This is a genomic window from Pelomonas aquatica, from assembly GCF_026712205.1.
Classification (GTDB): Bacteria; Pseudomonadota; Gammaproteobacteria; order Burkholderiales; family Burkholderiaceae_C; genus Pelomonas; species Pelomonas aquatica.
Genome location: NZ_JAPPUW010000018.1, coordinates 26,807 through 44,402, shown reverse-complemented (window position 1 = coordinate 44,402; position 17,596 = coordinate 26,807). Strand labels below are relative to the sequence as shown.

The following is a 17,596-nucleotide window of genomic DNA, read 5'->3' as shown; positions in this document are numbered from 1 at the left end:
CACAAGCTCATGCGTTCACAGCTTGTAGGTCGCTCCCACGTTGAAGCGGCGGCCGAACTGGAAGTTCTCCTGGCGGTAGGGGTCGTTGGAGTAGGTGTAGAAGACCTTCTGGCTGGTCGCGTTCTCGATGCCGAAGCGCACCGAGACATGCTCGTTGAGCTTCTGCGACAGGTTCAGCGATACCCAGGTCTCGGCACCGTTCTGCTGGATCAGTGTCGAGTCCCAGGTCGGCGCGCGGTTGTAGGCCGTGTGGTGGTTGGCCGACAGGCGGGCCTCGAAGCCCTTGTGCTCATACCAGGCCGTCAGGCCGCCGTTGCCCTTCATCAGGCCGTTGGCAGAGATGGGCGCGAAGGTCTTGCCGCTCTGGTCGCCGTTCTCCTTGATGTTGCCGGTGCTGTAGGTGTAGTTGGCCATCAGCCCGAGGCCGCTGGCGAAGGACTGCTGGTAGACCAGCTCCAGCCCGTGCACGTTGCCGCCGTCACGGTTGACCTGCTGCGTGCAGTAGGCCGCCTTGCCGGCATAGCTGCAGGCCACGGAGGCGAGGCCGATGTAGTCCTTCACCTGCTTGTAGAACAGGCCGGCGGAGAAGAAGTTGCCCTTGCCGAAGTAGTGCTGGTAGGCCAGGTCGAGCTGGTCGGCCATCATGGGTTTCAGGCGCGGGTTGCCGCCGGAGACGATGGTGGGGTTGACGCCGTTGGGGTCGGTCGTGACGGTCTGCGCGGAGGTCATCACGTCCAGCGGCGCACGCGACAGCGCACGGGCCAGGCCGAAGCGCAGCTGGTTCGCGTCGTTCTCGTCCAGGCTCAGCACCAGGTTGAGGCTGGGCAGCGCGCGGGTGTAGCCGATGCCGTCCTGCGTGGGCGTCACGACGTTGTCGATCAGCGAATTGCCATAGCCCGTCTGGCTGGTGTGCACGACGCGCAGGCCGACGTTGCCGCGGTAGTTCAGGCTGCCGACGGTGCCGAGCAGGTCGCCCTGGACATAGGCGGCCGTGCTGCTCTCCTTGGCGCGCCAGTCCTTGGCCACGAGGTCGCTGGTCGTGGGCGTGCGGCCATCGGCGCTCAGCGTCGATGCGCCGAAGAGCTGGGTAATCGCGTCCTCGACGTTGCCGAAGGCGACGAAGTCGGGGCGGCCGGACACGGCCACGCGGTGCAGGTCGCCGGTGTTGAACTGGACCCAGTTGTAGTCCCAGGAGGTCTGGTCGTAGCGCTTCTCGCGTTGCGTTGCGCGCAGGCCGAACTTCAGCTTGTTCAGGTCGCCGAAGTTCAGTTTGCGCGTGAAGTTGAGCTGCTCGGAGTCCAGCTTGTCGTGCAGCGTACCCGCATAGGTCGGGCCCCAGGTCTCGCCGGTCCAGTTGTTGAAGTTGGCGGGGTTGCCGCTGTCGGCGCTGAAGTTGTAGGTGCTCCAGCCGTCCTTGGGGAAGCTCCAGCTCAGCGTGCCGGTGCCGGGGTTGTTCATGTCCAGCTCGACGGCCGTCCAGAGCGTGTCGCGGTCCGCGGTGGAGTGGGCCAGGTCGGCGTCGATCTGCCAGTCGTCGAGCTTCCACTTCGCGTTCAGGCCGGTGGCGAAGTCCTTCATGTCCTGCTTCCACAGGCCGTTGATGGTCTTCAGCGCGGCGTTGGGCAGGGTGCCGCCGGTCACATAGCCGCCGCTGATGGTGGGCGGCGTGCCGTAGGCGGCCGCGCAGCCGGCGTTGGCCCACTGGCAGGTGTCGGCCGTGTGGATGTATTGCTGCTCCTTGATGTTGGAGCGGGCCGCGTAGACGTCGCCGGTCAGCGCGAACATGCCGTTGGGCTTGTATTCGACCTTGCCCAGCAAGCTGCTGCGCTTGTTCGTGCCGTTCTTGACAGCGTTCTGGAAGCCCCAGGACTCGATGGCGGCGTTCTTGTTGCCGTTGCCGCTGTCGAAGCCCCAGTTCTGCACGCCGTCCTGCAGCACCGGCTGGTCGTAATAGCTGAAGGCCAGCGCCACGCCGATGGTGCGGCCGGCGAACTGGTCGACGTAGATGCCGCCCAGGCGCGGCGACCACTTCTTGGCGCCGGCTATGCTGGCGGCAAGCTGGTAGTAGTTGGCGTCGGCCTTCAGCGACAGCTCGCGGCCCTTGTAGTCCAGCGGGCTGACGGTCTGCAGGTCGATGGTGGTGGCGATGCCGCCCTCGGCGATGTCGGCCTGCTGGGTCTTGTAGATGGTGGCGCCCGACACCGATTCGGCCGGGAACATCTCGAAGCGCACCGCGCGGTCGGGCTCGGAGGACGCGAACTCGCGCCCGTTCAGCGTCGCGCCGACGAAGCGCGGGCCCAGGCCGCGCGCGACGATCTGGCTGGCGTTGCCGCGGTCGATGCCGGCCGACAGGCCCGGCAGCCGCGCCAGCGACTCGGCGATGGTCGTATCCGGCAGCTTGCCGATGTCCTCCGACGCGATGACCTCGATCTGGCCGTTGGACGCCTCCTTGGTGTCCAGCGCCTTGCGCACCGAGGCGCGGATGCCGCTGACGACGACGGTGTCCAGCCTGTCGGCATCGGCGGGCGCGGTCTGGGCGGCGGCGGGCAGCAGCATGAGGGCCTGGATCAGCAGGCACAGCCGGGTCGGGGTGAAGGGAATCTTGGGCATGGGGTCTCCGATTTCTTTGTGGCAACGGCCCACGAGGGGCCGGTGCGAGCCATGGTACGGAGCGGTTACAGCCGGCAGATATGACTTCTTTGCGTCTTCGTATAGTGATTTCGGATGCGTCGGCGCGGGGGCTTCACGGGCCCCCGACAAGGCGTGCGGGGCGGGCCGCCTAAACTTCCAGCCCCGAATCCTCCATGTTGCGCGGCCTGCGCCGGCACTGTCTTCCCGATGCGTCTTCATGTTCTTGCCGCGGCCCTGGCGCTGCTGACCGCCTCCGGCCAGGCCCTGGCGGACCGTGACGTGCTCTGGAAGATCATCGACGGCGGCTGCGTGCCCGGCGCGGCCAGCGGCCAGATACCGCCGCCCTGCAAGCGCGTCGAGATGCCGGCCGGCCGCGAATACGGCTGGGCCGTCATGAAGGACATCCGCGGCGTGCTGCAGTACCTGCTGCTGCCCACGGCCCGCATCAGCGGCATCGAGAGCGCGGAGCTGCTGAAGGCCGGCACGCCCAACTTCTTCGCCCAGGCCTGGCATGCGCGCGACCTGCTCGACCAGCTCAACGGCCGGCCGCTGCCGCGCGACGCCGTGTCGCTGACGCTGAACCCGGTGCGCCGCCGCACCCAGGACCAGTTCCACATCCACATCTCCTGCACCCAGCCCGAGCTGCGCGCGCGCCTGCTGGCGGCCGAGTCCGAGCTGTCGACGAACTGGGCGCCGCTGCCGGGCGGCTGGCTGCGCCACGGCTGGCTGGTGCGCCGCGTCGACGGCGAGGCGCTGGACGGCGTCAACCCCATCACCGACATCGCGGCCCATGTGCCGGGCGCGGTGGACGACATGGGCAGCGTCGGCATCGGCGTCGTGGCCATGAGCTTCAAGGGCGGCAAGCCCGGCTTCGTGCTGATGGCCACGCGCAGCGACGACGCCGACCTGAGCAGCGGCCTGGCCGAGCACGACATCCAGGACCACGACTGCGCCATCGTGAAGGCCGAGTCCGACACCGCTTCGCCGGCCGCGCGCTGACGGGGTTTCCGGCCGTTGGCTGCCGGACTGGTTGCGCTATCATTTTTGATCGCATACCAGGAGCGGCAGGGCCATGACTGAAGCTTCGAACGCCGGCCGCCGGCCCCGCATCGGTTGGGCGGCGCTGCTGCTGGCCCTGGCCGGCTGCGCCGGCCCGCTGCAGCGCGGGCCGGGCGATGGCTGGGTGGCAGCCTGGGGCAGCGCGATGCTGGGGCAGGCGCCGCCAGCGCCGGCCGCGTCGGCGCCCTGGCAGCAGCCGATGCGCGATGTCAGCCTGCGCCAGGTCGTGCGCGTCGACGCCGCCGGCACGGCGCTGCGCGTGCGCATCAGCAATCTCTTCGGCGCCGAGCCGCTGCTCGTCGGCGCCGCCAGCGTGGCCCGCGTCGCCGAACTCGCGCCGCAGCCGCGGCTGGACGCGGCCAGCCTGAGGCCGCTGAGCTTCGCGGGCCGGCGCGAGCTTGTCGTCGCGCCGCATGCGGAGGCCTGGAGCGACCCCGTCGAGATCGCGCTGCCGCGCCAGGCCGACGTGGCCGTGCAGCTGCACCTGCTGCGCGGGCCGGCGGTGGCCAGTGTGCACCTGGGCTCGCGCATGCGCAGCTGGGCCGTGGCCGGCAACCGCGTGGACGCCGCCGCCTGGCCAGAGGCCGTCGTCGAGGAGGGCTGGTGGCATCTGGCTGCGGTCGATGTGCGCGCCAGCCCGCGCGCCGTGCTCGTCGCGACGGGCGACTCCATCACCGACGGCTATGGCGTGCCCTCGGGCAGCTACCAGCGCTGGACCGATGCGCTGTCGCGCCGGCTGGCCGCGCAGGGCCGCGACGCGGTGGTGGTGAACACGGGCATCGGCGGCGGCCGGCTGCTGCGCGACGGCCTCGGCCCCAGCCTGGCCGCGCGCTTCGAGCGCGACGTGCTGGCGCGCAGCGGCGTCACGCACGCCGTCGTGCTGATCGGCGTGAACGACCTCGGCGTCAGCCACCGCGGCCGGGCGACGACGCCCGAGTCGCGCGCCGCGCTGCTGGCCGAGCTGCAGGCCGGCTTCGCCGATCTCGCCAGGCGCGCGCGGGCCCGCGGCGTCTGCCTGATCGGTGCGACCCTCATGCCCTATGCGGGCAGCGGCTACTACGCCCCCGGCCCCGAGAACGAGGCCGACCGCCAGGCGCTGAACGCCTGGCTGCGCGAGCCGGGCCGCTTCGACGCGCTGCTGGACTTCGACGCGCTGCTGCGCGACCCGGCGCGGCCGGCCCGGCTGCGCGCCGAGGTCGACAACGACGGCCTGCATCCGTCGCTGGCCGGCTACCGCGCGATGGCCGCGGCCTTCCCGCTGGAGGTGCTGGAGCGCCGCTGCGCCACCGCCCGGTAAGCGGCTCAGCGCGCGTCGAACTCCAGCCGCATCCAGCGCGACAGGCGCTGGCCGGGGCGCAGCACGCAGCCCTGCTCGCGCCAGGCCGGCTGGTTGGGCGCGTCGGGGAAGAACTGCGGCTCCAGTGCGATGCCGGCGTGGCGCGCGAACGGCCGGCCGTCGCGGCCGCGCGAGTTCTGCACGAAGTTGCCGCTGCAGACCTGCAGCCCGGGGTAGTCGGTGTAGAGGCGCATTGCGAGCCGGCCGTCCGTGGACGCGAGCTCGGCCGCCGCCAGCTCGCCGCGCGCGGCCGGCGCATCCAGCGCAAAGCAGTGGTCGTAGCCGCCGGCCAGCAACTGCTGCCCGCCCCGGCCGAGGCCGTCGCCGAGGCGCCGGGCCTGGCGCAGGTCGAAGGCCGTGCCGGCCACCGGCGCGAGCTCGCCGGTGGGGATCATGTCGGCCCGCACCGGCAGCATCGCGGCGGCGACGACGCTCAGGCGGTGCCCGCGCACGGAGGCGGCGTCGCCGTCGAGGTTGAAGTAGGGGTGGCTGGTCAGGCTGACGGGGCAGGGCGCGGTGACGCGCGCGCCGAAGCGCAGCGTCAGCGCGGGGCGAGCGGGGTCGACGCGGTACTCGACCTCGGCGTCCAGCGCGCCGGGGTAGCCCTGGTCGCCGTCGGGCGAGTGCAGCGCCAGGCGCAGATGCCGGGGGCCGTGGTCGACGACGCTCCAGCGGCGGCGGTCGAAGCCCTCGGGGCCGCCGTGCAGCTGGTTGGCGCCTTCGTTGGCCGTCAGCGCGTGGCGCCGGCCGCCGAGCGTGAAGGCCGCGCCGGCCAGGCGGTTGGCATAGCGGCCGACGACGGCGCCGAAGTAGCCGGGCTCGCGGGCATGAGCCGCGACCGTCGCGTGGCCGAGGATGGCCTCGCGCCGGCTGCCGTCGGGCAGCGGCACGAGGCAGGACAGCCAGCGCGCGCCAAGGTCGCTGACCTGGATCTGCAGGCCGCCGTCGGCCGTGCCGAGCGTGAAGACCGCGGGGGCCGGGTGGGCGCCGGGCGGCGGCACGGGATTGCGGATCATGGCTGGGTGACGGGCGTGGCTGTGCCGGCTGCGGTCGATGGGCAAAAGGTTACGCTACCATAAATCTGCTGATGCGCCGGCCTGGCTGGTGTTGATTGCGTAACCATCGATGGCGAACGAGCGCCCGCCCAGGTCGCCGGAGTCTGGAGGCAAGCGGTGATGCGTTTCTTGAAATCGATGGCCGGCCTGCTGGCCCTGGCCTGCGGCACGGCCCTGGCCTGCGGCACGGCCCTGGCCTGCGAGGCGCCGGTGTCGGTCTGCGACCACGACCCGGGCCGTGGCCTGGCCCTGGTGCGCGCCGGCGAGCCGGCGGCCGTCTTCGTCGAGGCCGATGCCGACCCGGCGCTGCGCCATGCGGCGGCCAATTTCGCGGCCGACCTGGCGCGCGTGTCGGGCCGCGCCGCGCCGCGGCCGGCCAGCCTGGCCGATGCGCGCGGCGAGCTCGTCGTCATCGCGGCGCTGGGCCGCAGCGCCGTACTTGACGATCTCGTCGCGCGGCGCAAGCTGCAGCTCGACGGGCTGCAGGGGCAGTGGGAGGCCTATCGCCAGGTCGTCGTCGAGCAGCCCTGGCCGGGCGTCGCCCGCGCGCTGGTCATCGCCGGCAGCGACCGGCGCGGCGCGGTCTTCGGCACCTACGAGCTGTCGGCCCGCATCGGCGTCAGCCCCTGGGCCTGGTGGGCGGACGTGCCCGTCGAGCGCAAGGCCGATGTCTTCGTCGGCGCCGGCGCCGGCGCGCGCGGCGACCGGCCTACGGTCAGGTACCGCGGCATCTTCATCAACGACGAGGCGCCGGCGCTGAGCAGTTGGGCGCAGGCGAAGTTCGGCGGCAGCAACGCGGCCTTCTACGAACATGTGTTCGAGCTGATCCTGCGCCTGCGCGGCAACACCCTGTGGCCGGCGATGTGGCCGCCGCGCGCCTTCGCCGCCGACGACCCGCGGAACGCGGCCCTGGCCGACGAGATGGGCGTCGTCATGGGCACCTCCCACCACGAGCCGATGATGCGCGCCCACGACGAATGGGCCCGCTCCAAGGGCGGGGCCTGGGACTATGCGAAGAACGCCGAGCGGCTGCGCGAGTTCTGGCGCGGCGGCCTGCAGCGCATGCTGGGTCGGCCCGACGGCACGCCCTTCGACAGCCTCGTGACCGTCGGCATGCGCGGCGACGGCGACGAGCCGATGGGCGAGGGTACGGCCATCGGCCTGCTCGAAGGCATCGTCAGCGACCAGCGCCGCCTCATTGCCGACGCGACCCACCGGCCGGCCGAGCGCACGCCGCAGGTCTGGGCCCTCTACAAGGAGGTGCAGGACTACCACGACCGCGGCATGCGGGTGCCCGACGACGTGCTGCTGCTGTTCTGCGACGACAACTGGGGCCAGCTGCGGCGCCTGCCCGAGCCGGGTGCCAGGCGCCCCGGCGGCTACGGCGTCTATTACCACTTCGACTACGTCGGCGCGCCGCGCAGCTACAAGTGGTTCAACACCAACGCCATCGGGAAGACCTGGCAGCAGCTGGACCTCGCGCACGAGCGCGGCGCCGATGCGCTGTGGATCGTCAATGTCGGCGACATCAAGCCGATGGAGTTCCCGATCAGCTTCTTCCTGGACATGGCCTGGTCGCCGGAGCGCATGACGCCGGCGGCGCTGGCGGCCTACCCGCGCGACTGGGCGGCGGCGAACTTCGGGCCGGCCCGGGCGGCCGAGATCGGCGACATCCTGACGCGCTACGGCCAGTACGCCGCGCGGCGCAAGCCCGAGCTGGTGGACGAGAACAGCTTCACGCTCGGCCGGGCGACGCCCGAGGCGCTGGACGGCGGCGACTTCGGCCGGCGCGTGGCCGAGTGGGCCGCGCTGGAAGCCCGCGTGGCCCAGGTCAAGGCCGCGCTGCGGCCGGATCAGCTGGACGCCTATTTCCAGCTCGTCGAGCACCCGGTGCTGGCGCTGGCCAACCTCTACCGCCTTTACGAGGCGGTGGCCTGGAACCGCCGGCTCGCCCCGGCCGGCGACGCACGCGCCAATGCCTTCGCCGACCGCGCCGAGGCCGCCTTCGCCCGCGACCAGGCCCTGGCCGACCAGTACCACGCCCTGCAGGGCGGCAAATGGGCCGGCATGATGCTGCAGACCCATATCGGCTACACGGGCTGGCAGCAGCCGGAGCGGAATGTGATGCCGGCCGTGCAGCGCGTGGCCGGCGCGGCGGCCCATGCCGCCGTGGCGCGGCAGCTGGAACCTGCCGCGCCCGCGCAGGCCATCACGCTGGAGGCCACGCGGTTCAGCCGCGCCGTCAACGGCCGGGGCCTCGCCTGGACGGCCATCCCCCATCTCGGCCAGGGCCTGGGCGCCATGGTGGCCCTGCCGCAGGGGCGCGCCGCGACGACGCTGGCCGACGGCCTGCGGCTGGACTACGACGTCGAACTCCCGCAGGGCGCGGACCTGCGCCTCGACCTGCACCTGCTGCCCGCGCTGGACACGCGCGGCAGCGGCGGCCTGCGCCTGGCCGTGGGCCTGGACGAGCGCCCGCCGCAGGAGCTGCGGCTCGGCCTGCAGCCCACGGCCGGTGCCGAGCAGACCGCCGCGGAAAAGGCCTGGGCCCAGGCCGTCAAGGACAACGACGCCGTGCTGAGCGCGCGCTTCGACGGCGTCGCGCCCGGCCGCCACGTCGTGCGCGTCTGGCGCCTGGACGACAACGTCGTGCTGCAGAAACTCGTGATCGTGCCGCTGGCCGGCGAGGCTGCACCACGGGGCGCGGCGCTGACCGGCCATTACCGCAACCTGCTGCGCGAGATCCGCCCCGACATCTCCGAGGCCGACATCGGCGCCAGGCTCGCCGGCTACTGGCGCTCGCTGTTCGAGGGCGATGCCGAGCACCGCGTCGTCTACCCCGCCGCGCCCACGGCCGACGGCCCGGCCGCCTATGTGCTGGACGTCGGCAACGCCGATGTGCGCAGTGAAGGCATGTCCTACGGGATGATGATTGCCGTGCAGATGGGCCGCAAGGCCGAGTTCGACGCGCTGTGGAACTGGGCCGCGACGCATATGCGCTATGCCTCGGGCCCGCGCGCCGGCTACTTCCGCTGGCAGTGCCAGCCGCAGGGCTGCGCCCGGGATGCCGTGCCGGCCTCGGACGGCGAGGAATATTTCGCCACCGCGCTGCTGATGGCCGCCTCGCGCTGGGGCAAGGGCCTGGGCCTGTACGACTACGACGCCCAGGCCCAGGCTCTGCTTGCCACGATGCTGCACAAGGAGGACATGAACGGCGGCATCGTCGACGGCGTGCGCTCCATGTTCTCGCCCGCGCATGGCCAGGTCGTCTTCGTGCCGATTGGCGACGCGGCCGACTTCAGCGACCCGTCCTACCACCTGCCCGCCTTCTACGAGCTCTGGGCCCGGCGCGCCGCCCGGCCCGAGGACCGCGCGCGCTGGGCCGAGATCGCGCAGGCCAGCCGCGCCTACTTCTCCAAGGCCGCCAACCCGGAAACCGGGCTGACGCCCGACTACGCCGAGTTCGATGGCCACCCGCATGTGCACGAAGGCCACGAGGACTTCCGCTACGACGCCTTCCGCACGGCCGTGAACTGGAGCGTCGACCAGGCCTGGTGGGACGAGAACCCCGCCGCGCCCGAGCTGAGCCGCAGGCTGCTCGGCTTCTTCGCGGCCCAGCCGACCCAGCCCTATCCCCACCTCTACACGCTGGCCGGCCAGCCGCTGAATGACGAGCCGTCCAAGGGCCTGGTCGCCAGCAATGCCGTCGCGGCCCTGCTCGTGGACAAGCCGCTGGCCACGCGCTTCGTCAACGACCTGTGGGCGCTGGACCCGCCCGCCGGCCGCTGGCGCTACTACGACGGGTTATTGCAGTTCATGGCCCTGCTGCATGTGACGGGGCGGTTCCGGGCCTGGTGAAGCTGGCCGGACAATGCGCCGGATGAGGAGCGAGGGCATCCCCACCACGGAGCAGGGAGCGGCGGCGTGCGGCTGAGCGCTGCCGGCGTGGCTTCGGCCCCGGTTCTCGGCTCGCGCCTGAACCGGGCGCTGCTGTTCTCGCTGCTCGTCCACGGCCTGCTGCTGAGCCTGAGCTTCGGCCAGGGCCTGGGCCTGCCGGGCCTGGATTTCCCGTGGCAGACCCGCCGTGGCGAGGCGGCGGAACTGCGCGTCGTGCTGGCACCGGCCGCGGCGCCCGAGCCCGAGGCGGTCATGCCGCCGCCGGCCCATGCCGATGCGCCCAACGAGCCGGCGGCCGCGACGCTGCGGCTGGCCGAGCCGGCCGGCGACGTGGCGCCGCTGCCCGAGAGCGGCCTGGCCGTGCTGGCCGTCGAGCGGCCGGCCGCCTGGACCGTCGCGGCGGCGTCGGCGGTGCCGACCTCGGCGATCGCGGCCTTCTCGAGCGCATCCAGCCCCGTCGTGCCGGCGCTGAGCCGCGAGGCGCTGCGTCCGCCCGAGCGGTCTGTTGAATCGGCATCGCTGGACGCAGCCCGGCAGGCGCCGCCGACGGGCGCCATCGCGGCCTTGCCGGGCGCATCGAGCCCGGCCGTCGACGCGCTCGACCGCGCCGGCGTCGACCTGCGCCCGCGCACGGCCGACCGCGCCACGGCGCTGGCCGAGCTGGAGAACGCGCGGGCGCCGGACAAGCCCGCCGCCATCGCCGCATTCGCCAGCGCATCCAGCCCGGCCGTGGAGACGCTGCGCCGCGCGGGCGACGCGCTGCGCGTGCGCGCCGAGCCGGCCGAGCGCAGTGCCGAGCTGGCCCGGCTGGACGGCTCGCGCCAGCAGGCGGCCCGTGCCGACGCCGCACGCCAGGACGCCGCGCGCGCGGACGCGGCCCGGCTGGCGGCGGCCCAGCAGCAGGCGCAGGCCGAGGTGGAGCAGCGCGAGGCCCGGCTGCGCGCCATCGGCCGCCAGCTCGACGAGGAGGCGGCGCGGCGCGATGCGGCGGCGCGCGGCCCCTCGTCGGCCCTGCCGACGTCCTACAGCAGCCCGCGCCGCGGCCGGCTGTTCGGGCTGATCGACGCCAACACCGAGCTGGTGCTCTACGCCGAGGCCTGGGCGCGCAAGATCCAGCTCAACCAGACCTTCGAGCGGGTCCGCGAGGCCGCGCGGGCGGAGCACACCGACCCGCTGGTCATCGTGGCCATCCGCAGCGACGGCTCGGTGGAGTCGGTCAGCTTCGTGCGCTCCAGCGGCGCGCCGGCGCTGGACGAGGCGATCCGGCGCGTCGTGCTGGACCTGCAGAACTATCCGGCCTTCCCGCCGGCGCTGGCGCGGGACTACGACGTCATCGAGATCCGCCGCACCTGGCGCTTCGACTCGGCCATCCGGCTCTACTAGGGCCTGTTCACACGGCGGCAGGCGACCTGCTGCCGTCGTGTGAACAGGCCCTAACCAAACTCGGCGCGCAGCGCGCCGTACAGGCGCTGGAAGCGTTGGTGGCGAGGCCGCAGTGCCGCCGCCAGCGCGGCATCGGGCTCGGCGACGCGGGCGATGTCGGGCGTGCGGCAGACCTCGCCCGGCGTGCCGCCGCAGGCAAGCCAGGCCAGCCGCGCCGCGCCCAAAGCGCCACCGGCTTCGGCGCCGACGCCGTTGACGAGACGGGTGCCCAGCAGCGACGCGAGCAGCCGCGCCCACCAGGCGCTGCGCGCGCCGCCACCGACCAGCCAAAGCGACTCCGCCGCGCCGCCTCCCGCCTGCAAGGCCTGCCAGCCATCCAGCAGCCCGAAGCCCACGCCCTCCAGCACCGCATAACCCAGCGCCGCCGCGTCATGCTCGTGCGTGAGGCCGAAGAACACGCCCTGGGCGTTGGCGTCGTTGTGCGGCGTGCGCTCGCCGCTGAGGTAGGGCAGGAAGAGCGGCGCCCGTTCGCGCTGGGCCGGCGTCAGCCGGGCGACCTGGTCGATCAGCACGGCCTCGCCCGGCTGGCCCAGCGTCTGCGTGACCCAGCGCAGCGCACTGGCCGCGCTGAGCATGACGCTCATCTGGTGCCAGGTGCCGGGCAGCGCGTGGCAGAAGGCGTGCACCGCGCGGGCCGGGTTGGGGCTGAAGCTTTCGTTGCACAGGAAGATGACACCCGACGTGCCGAGCGACAGGAAGCCCTGGCCCGGCTTCACGACGCCCATGCCGACGGCGCTGGCCGCGTTGTCGCCGCCGCCGCCCGCGATGGGAATGCCGGCGCCCAGGCCCCAGCGCGCGGCCAACGCGGGCTTCAGCATCGCGCTGGCTTCGCTGCCTTCGACGAGGCGCGGCATCCGGCCCTCGTCCAGGCCCGTCAACGCCAGCGCCTCGGGCGACCAGCGGCGCTGCGCCACGTCCAGCCACAGCGTGCCGGCGGCGTCGCTCATCTCGCTGACGTATTCGCCCGACAGCTGCAGGCGCAGCCAGTCCTTGGGCAGCAGCACCCGGGCGACGCGGGCGAACAGCTCGGGCTCGTGCTGGCGCATCCACGCGAGCTTGGGGGCCGTGAAGCCCGGCATCGTGAGGTTGCCGGTGATGGCCGGCAGCTCGGGGCAGGCGGCCATCATCCCGGCGCACTGCGCGCCGGCCCGGCCGTCGTTCCACAGGATGGCCGGGCGCAGCACCTGGCCGGCCGCGTCCAGCGTGACGGCGCCGTGCATCTGGCCCGACAGGCCGATGCCGCGCACCGCGGCCAGATCGGCGCCGTGGTCCTGCCTCAGCCGCGCCATGCCTTCGTCGAGTGCGGCCCACCACGCGGCCGGGTCCTGCTCGCTGCACAGCGGCTGCGGGCGCTGCACGGTGAGGGCCACGCCGGTGGTCGCGGCGATGCGGTGCTGCTCGTCGAGCAGCAGCAGCTTCAGCTCGGAGGTGCCGAGGTCGATGCCAAGAAACATGGATCAGACGAAGGCGTTGACGATGTTTTCCAAACGCTCTTGGCGTCCCGAGCGCGGTTGAGGCGAGATGCCCTGCGCGTGCACGACGGCGGCCAGGTCGTCGAGGCTGGCGCCGGCCTGGATCCGCCGGCCCAACGCGCCGTTCCAGCCGGCATAGCGTTCGCTGACGGCGTTCTCAAGCTGACCGCTTTCGTACAGCGCGGCGGCGCTGAGGAAGGCGCGGGCCATGGTGTCCATGCCCCCGATATGGCCTTCGAGCTGGTCGATGGGGTCGATGCTCTGGCGGCGCACCTTGGCGTCGAAGTTGGTGCCGCCCGTCGTGAAGCCGCCGGCGCGGATGATCTCCAGCATGGCCGGCACCAGGGCCGCGTGGTTGTTGGGGAACTGGTCGGTGTCCCAGCCGAGCTGCTCGTCGCCGCGGTTGGCGTCGATGGAGCCGAAGATGCCCAAGGCGCAGGCGGTCGCGACCTCGTGCTCGAAGCTGTGGCCGGCCAGCGTGGCGTGGTTGACCTCGAGGTTGACCTTCACCTCGTTCTCCAGCCCATAGGTCTTCAGGAAGCCGTGGACCGTGGCGCTGTCGTAATCGTACTGGTGCTTGGTGGGCTCCTGCGGCTTGGGCTCGATCAGGATGCTGCCCTTGAAACCGATCTTGTGCTTGTGCTCGACGACGGCCGTGAGAAACCGGCCGTACTGGGCCAACTCGCGCTTGAGGTCGGTGTTCAGCAGGGTCTCGTAGCCCTCGCGGCCGCCCCAGAGCACATAGTTCTCGCCGCCGAGGCGGTGGGTCCACTCCAGCACGTGCTTGACCTGTGCGGCCGCGTAGGCGAAGACCTCGGGGTCGGGGTTGGTGGCCGCGCCGCTCATGTAGCGGCCGTTGGAGAACAGGTTGGCCGTGCCCCAGAGCAGGCCGACCTTGCCGTCCTGCATCTTGCGGGCGGCGGCTTCGAGCAGGCCGTCGAGGATGCGGTTGGACTCGGCCAGCGTCGCGCCCTCGGGAGCCACGTCGCGGTCATGGAAGCACCACCAGGGCAGGCCCAGCCTGGCGAAGAAGTCGAAGGCGGCGTCGAGCTTCAGGTGCGCGGCCTTGACCGGGTCGCTCTCGGCGAACCAGGTGCGCTGGAAGACGGTCTGGCCGAGGCCGAAGACGTCCTCGCCCTTCCAGCAGAAGTTGTGCCAGTAGCAGACGGCCGGGCGCAGGTGCTCGGCCAGGGTCTTGCCGAGCACGACGCGCTGGGCGTCGTACCAGCGGTAGGCCAGCGGGTTGGTGGATTGGGGGCCTTCGTAGCGGACGACGGGGAGATCGGAATAGGCGGTGCTCATGGCGAGGTCCTTGACTAGCGGGAAAGTGGTGGTGATGGAAGGTCAGGCGGCGGCCGGCGCAAGGCCAGCCTGCAGGCGCCGTTGGGCGAGGTCGTCGGCCATCTTCAGCGTCGTCCGCTTGTTCAGCTTGTTGGCCAGCATGCAGATCGTGCAGGCGGCGAACAGTGCGCCGACGCCGAAGCTGGACATGACGCGGTAGCCCTCGATGGCGTTGGGCGCCGTGGGGTGCTGGGTGTCGTAGCCGAAGAAGCCGGCCAGGCACCACAGCAGGCCCGCCGAGCCGAGGGCCAGGCCCGACTTCAGCGAGAAACCGATGGTGGCGAAGACCATGCCGGTGAAGCGGCGGCCGGTCTGCCATTCGGAGTAGTCGGCCGCGTCGGCGTACATGGCCCACATGACGGCGATGGTCGGTGCGTAGAACACGGAGCCGAGCATGTGCAGGAACAGCATGCCCCAGACGGCCGTCGGCGGCATGAGGTAGAGCGCGCAGGCCTGCAGCGATGCCAGCGCGAAGCCCGCGATCGCGACGGTGCGCTTGCCGAAGCGCGCCGACAGGCCCGAGGTCAGCATGATGACGACGATGGTCGTTCCGAAGCCGGCCATGTTCAGGATGCTGTTGTAGACGTCGGCCACGTTGGACTGGGCCAGGCTGTCGCGGGTGCCATGCACGATGTAGCCCAGCGTGTCGGCAAGGCCGCCCGTGCCGGCGGGGTCCGGCGTCGTGAGCCCCAGAGCCGCGACGAAGTCGAACATCGCGGCCTTGTCGACGTAGTGGTGATAGAAGCTGTAGTGGGCGCCGCCGCGCAGGGACAGCATGCCGAAGTTGAAGACGGTGTAGGCCACCAGCGCGATCCACGGCGCGTTCTTCAGCAGGTCGGCGAAGTCCTGGCGCGGCGAGGAGTGCGTCTCGACGATGGGCTTGATGCGCTCCTTCGTCGTGAAGACGGTGACGAGGAACAGCACCAGGCACAGTGCGGCCCAGATCGTCATCGTGACCTGCCAGCCGTGGGCGCGGTCATGGCCTTGCGCGAACTTGGCCACCAGCGGCAGCGTGAAGCCGCCGACGATGAACTGCGCCACGTTGACCGACACGAAGCGGTAGGAGTTGAGCTTGGTGCGTTCGTTGAGGTCGCCCGTCATGACGCCGCCGAGCGCGGAGTAGGGCATGTTGTTCATCGAGTACAGCGTCATCAGCAGCGTGTTGGTGATGCCGGCGTAGGCGATGACCATGCCGGTGCTCCAGCCCCAGCTCGGGTCGGGCGTCGTGTAGGCGGCGACCATGACGACGCACCAGGGAATGGTCGTCCACAGCACCCAGGGGCGGAACTTGCCCCAGCGGGTGCTGGTGCGATCGGCCAGCACGCCCATGACGGGGTCGAAGATGGCGTCCCACAGGCGCGGCCACAGCAGGATGGCCGCGGCCGTGTTGGCCGACAGGCCGAACACGTCCGTGTAGAAGTTCAGCTGGAACAGCACCATCGTCATGAAGACGAAGTTGGCCGCCGCGTCGCCGCAGCTGTACCCCGCCTTTTCCAGGAAGGAAAGTCGCTGGTTCATAGGTCTCCTCTTGTGTTTTTCTGAGCTTGTCTCCGCCCGTTGGCGGGTCTGGCGAGGATCAGGCCTTGGCTTCGTAGCTGAAGTGGTCGAAGTCCGCCGTCTTGCGCGTGCCGGCCAGGTCCTGGCAGGCGATGCCGATGAAGTTGCCGGTGAAGCCGAAGCTGTTGGCGAAGCCATTGAGGAAGCGGGTCGCGAATTCGTCGCTAAGCATCGCGGCGTCCAGCGCCGGGCCGATGGCCTGCCATGCGTCGCTGCCCTGGCGGAACTGGAACTGGTAGGTGTCGTGGCTGAACTCGACGGCCAGGTCCACCGGGCCGGCAGCCAGCGCGACGGGCGCGGCCGGGCCGCTGATCTGGCCGTCGCGGTTGACGGTCAGGTAGACGACGCGCTGCTCGCTGTCGAAGTCCCGCGTGACGTGCAGGTAGGCGTGGTTGCGGGTGTTGTAGTAGGCGACCAGGCCGGCCGTCTGGTGGAAGCTGTCGGGCTCGAAGGCCACGCGCGTCTCGACGCGGCAGTTGAAGTGCTGCTGGCGGCGCGCGACCAGGCTCTGGTCGAACAGGCTCATCAGCGACTCGCGGCCCGTCAGGCGCAGGTGGCCGGGGCGGGCGCTGAGGGAGGCCCAGCTCTCGTCGAAGGGCTTGCGCAGCGAGTTCAGGTGGCCGTTGAACGTGGTCGAGTCGAAGTCGTCGCGGGCGGCCTCGGCAGGGAAGGGGTGGGGCGGCAGGTCGGGCAGCGCGACGTGGGCGCCGGGCTGCTGGCTCGCCTGGCCGTCCGCACCGACCACCTCCGGCCAGTCGTCGTCGCGCCAGCGAATGCGCTGCAGCGCGGTCTCGCGGCCCAGCGGGCAGTGCAGGCCGGCGTAACCGTCCTCGGGTTTGTTGTTGGCGGCGTTGGGACCGCTCCACTCCAGCGGTCGGCCGGCCAGATGCGCCATGAACCACTCGCCGCTGGCCGTCTCGACGAGGCTGGCGTGGCCGCTGCGCTGCAGGCCGTCGGTCTTCTTCTGCCAGGCGGTCAGCAGCGGGTTGCCGGGCAGGGTCTCGTAGGGGCCGTCGATGAGGCGCGAGCGGGCCAGCGTGACGGCATGCTCGTAGAAGGTGCCGCCCTCGGCCGTCAGCAGGTAGTACCAGCCGTTGCGGCGGTAGAGGTGCGGGCCCTCGACGACGCCCAGCTCCGTGCCGCGGTAGATGTTCTTGACCGGACCGACGGGCTGCTTCGCCTCGTGGTCGTACTCCTGCAGCAGGATGCCGTTGAAATGGTTCTTGCCGGGCCAGTGCGTCCACTGCTGGTTGACCAGCCAGTGGCGACCGTCTTCGTCATGGAACAGGCTGGGGTCAAAGCCCGAGCTGTTCAGGTAGATGGGGTCGCTCCAGGGGCCGTCGATGCCGGGCGCCGTGATCAGGTAGTTGTGCGTGTCCTTGAAGGCGCCGATGGTGGAGCGCACGTCGGTGTAGATCAGCCAGAACTGGCCGTTCGCATGGCTGAGGCAGGGCGCCCAGACGCCGGCCGAGTCGGGGTGGCCGGTCAGGTCGAGCTGGCTGCGGCGAGTGACGGCGTAGCTGTGGTGGCGCCAGTGCTTGAGGTCGCGCGAGTGGTGGATGCGCACGCCGGGCCACCACTCGAAGGTGGAGGTGGCGATGTAGTAGTCGTTGCCAACGCGGCAGATCGAGGGGTCGGCATGGAAGCCCGGCAGGATGGGGTTGGTGATCATGGGGCAGGGGCCTGTTTACACGGCGGGAATCGGTGCGAGAGGGTCTGCGCGGGCGCATGGCGTCGTTGCGCGCCTTGCCTGGGCATGAGCCCAGGCGGCGTCGCACGCCTAGCCCTGCACCCGCGCAGACCCT

10 protein-coding genes are annotated in these 17,596 nt (G+C 71.5%); 4 read left to right on the top strand and 6 right to left on the bottom strand.

Translation table 11 applies throughout. The annotated features are described in order from the left end of the window. Positions 1 to 15: 15 nt before the first annotated feature. Complete coding sequence (locus tag NYP07_RS18020) at positions 16 to 2,610, bottom strand: TonB-dependent receptor (RefSeq protein ID WP_268152923.1); 2,595 nt, start codon at positions 2,608 to 2,610, stop codon at positions 16 to 18. A 228-nt stretch (positions 2,611 to 2,838) separates the two neighbouring features. Here NYP07_RS18020 and NYP07_RS18015 point away from each other — a divergent pair, with 228 nt between their 5' ends. Both NYP07_RS18015 and NYP07_RS18010 read left to right on the top strand, forming a co-directional pair. Then, positions 2,839 to 3,630 (top strand): CDP-diacylglycerol diphosphatase, encoded by a 792-nt coding sequence (locus NYP07_RS18015; protein ID WP_268152921.1) that lies wholly within the window; start codon positions 2,839 to 2,841, stop codon positions 3,628 to 3,630. 73 nt (positions 3,631 to 3,703) lie between these two features. Then, a complete protein-coding gene (locus NYP07_RS18010) occupies positions 3,704 to 4,987 on the top strand; it encodes a GDSL-type esterase/lipase family protein (protein WP_268152919.1) in 1,284 nt (427 codons plus the stop codon). Positions 4,988 to 4,992: 5 nt separating this feature from the next. Here the strand turns inward: NYP07_RS18010 and NYP07_RS18005 are convergent, their stop codons facing one another. After that, complete coding sequence (locus NYP07_RS18005) at positions 4,993 to 6,042, bottom strand: aldose epimerase family protein (protein ID WP_268152917.1); 1,050 nt, start codon at positions 6,040 to 6,042, stop codon at positions 4,993 to 4,995. A 159-nt stretch (positions 6,043 to 6,201) separates the two neighbouring features. On the opposite strand from NYP07_RS18005, the gene NYP07_RS18000 reads away from it, so the two are divergent. Both NYP07_RS18000 and NYP07_RS17995 read left to right on the top strand, forming a co-directional pair. Continuing rightward, on the top strand, positions 6,202 to 9,939 hold the full coding sequence (locus tag NYP07_RS18000; RefSeq protein WP_268152915.1) for a glycosyl hydrolase family 8: 3,738 nt from the start codon (positions 6,202 to 6,204) through the stop codon (positions 9,937 to 9,939). 66 nt (positions 9,940 to 10,005) lie between these two features. After that, positions 10,006 to 11,361: a TonB family protein gene (locus NYP07_RS17995; RefSeq protein ID WP_268152913.1), complete on the top strand. Its 1,356-nt coding sequence runs from the start codon at positions 10,006 to 10,008 to the stop codon at positions 11,359 to 11,361. 50 nt (positions 11,362 to 11,411) lie between these two features. Here NYP07_RS17995 and xylB read toward each other — a convergent pair whose 3' ends face one another. The 4 genes from xylB to NYP07_RS17975 are packed head-to-tail and all read right to left on the bottom strand — an operon-like array spanning position 11,412 to position 17,463. Continuing rightward, positions 11,412 to 12,875, bottom strand: a complete 1,464-nt coding sequence (xylB, locus tag NYP07_RS17990) for a xylulokinase (RefSeq protein WP_268152911.1) — start codon at positions 12,873 to 12,875, stop codon at positions 11,412 to 11,414. Positions 12,876 to 12,878: 3 nt separating this feature from the next. Further along, positions 12,879 to 14,195 (bottom strand): xylose isomerase, encoded by a 1,317-nt coding sequence (gene xylA / locus NYP07_RS17985; RefSeq protein WP_268152909.1) that lies wholly within the window; start codon positions 14,193 to 14,195, stop codon positions 12,879 to 12,881. A 42-nt stretch (positions 14,196 to 14,237) separates the two neighbouring features. Then, entirely contained in the window at positions 14,238 to 15,752 is a 1,515-nt protein-coding gene (locus NYP07_RS17980) for an MFS transporter (protein WP_268152907.1), read from the bottom strand. A gap of 58 nt (positions 15,753 to 15,810) precedes the next feature. Beyond that, on the bottom strand, positions 15,811 to 17,463 hold the full coding sequence (locus NYP07_RS17975) for a glycoside hydrolase family 43 protein (protein ID WP_268152905.1): 1,653 nt from the start codon (positions 17,461 to 17,463) through the stop codon (positions 15,811 to 15,813). Positions 17,464 to 17,596 lie beyond the last annotated feature (133 nt).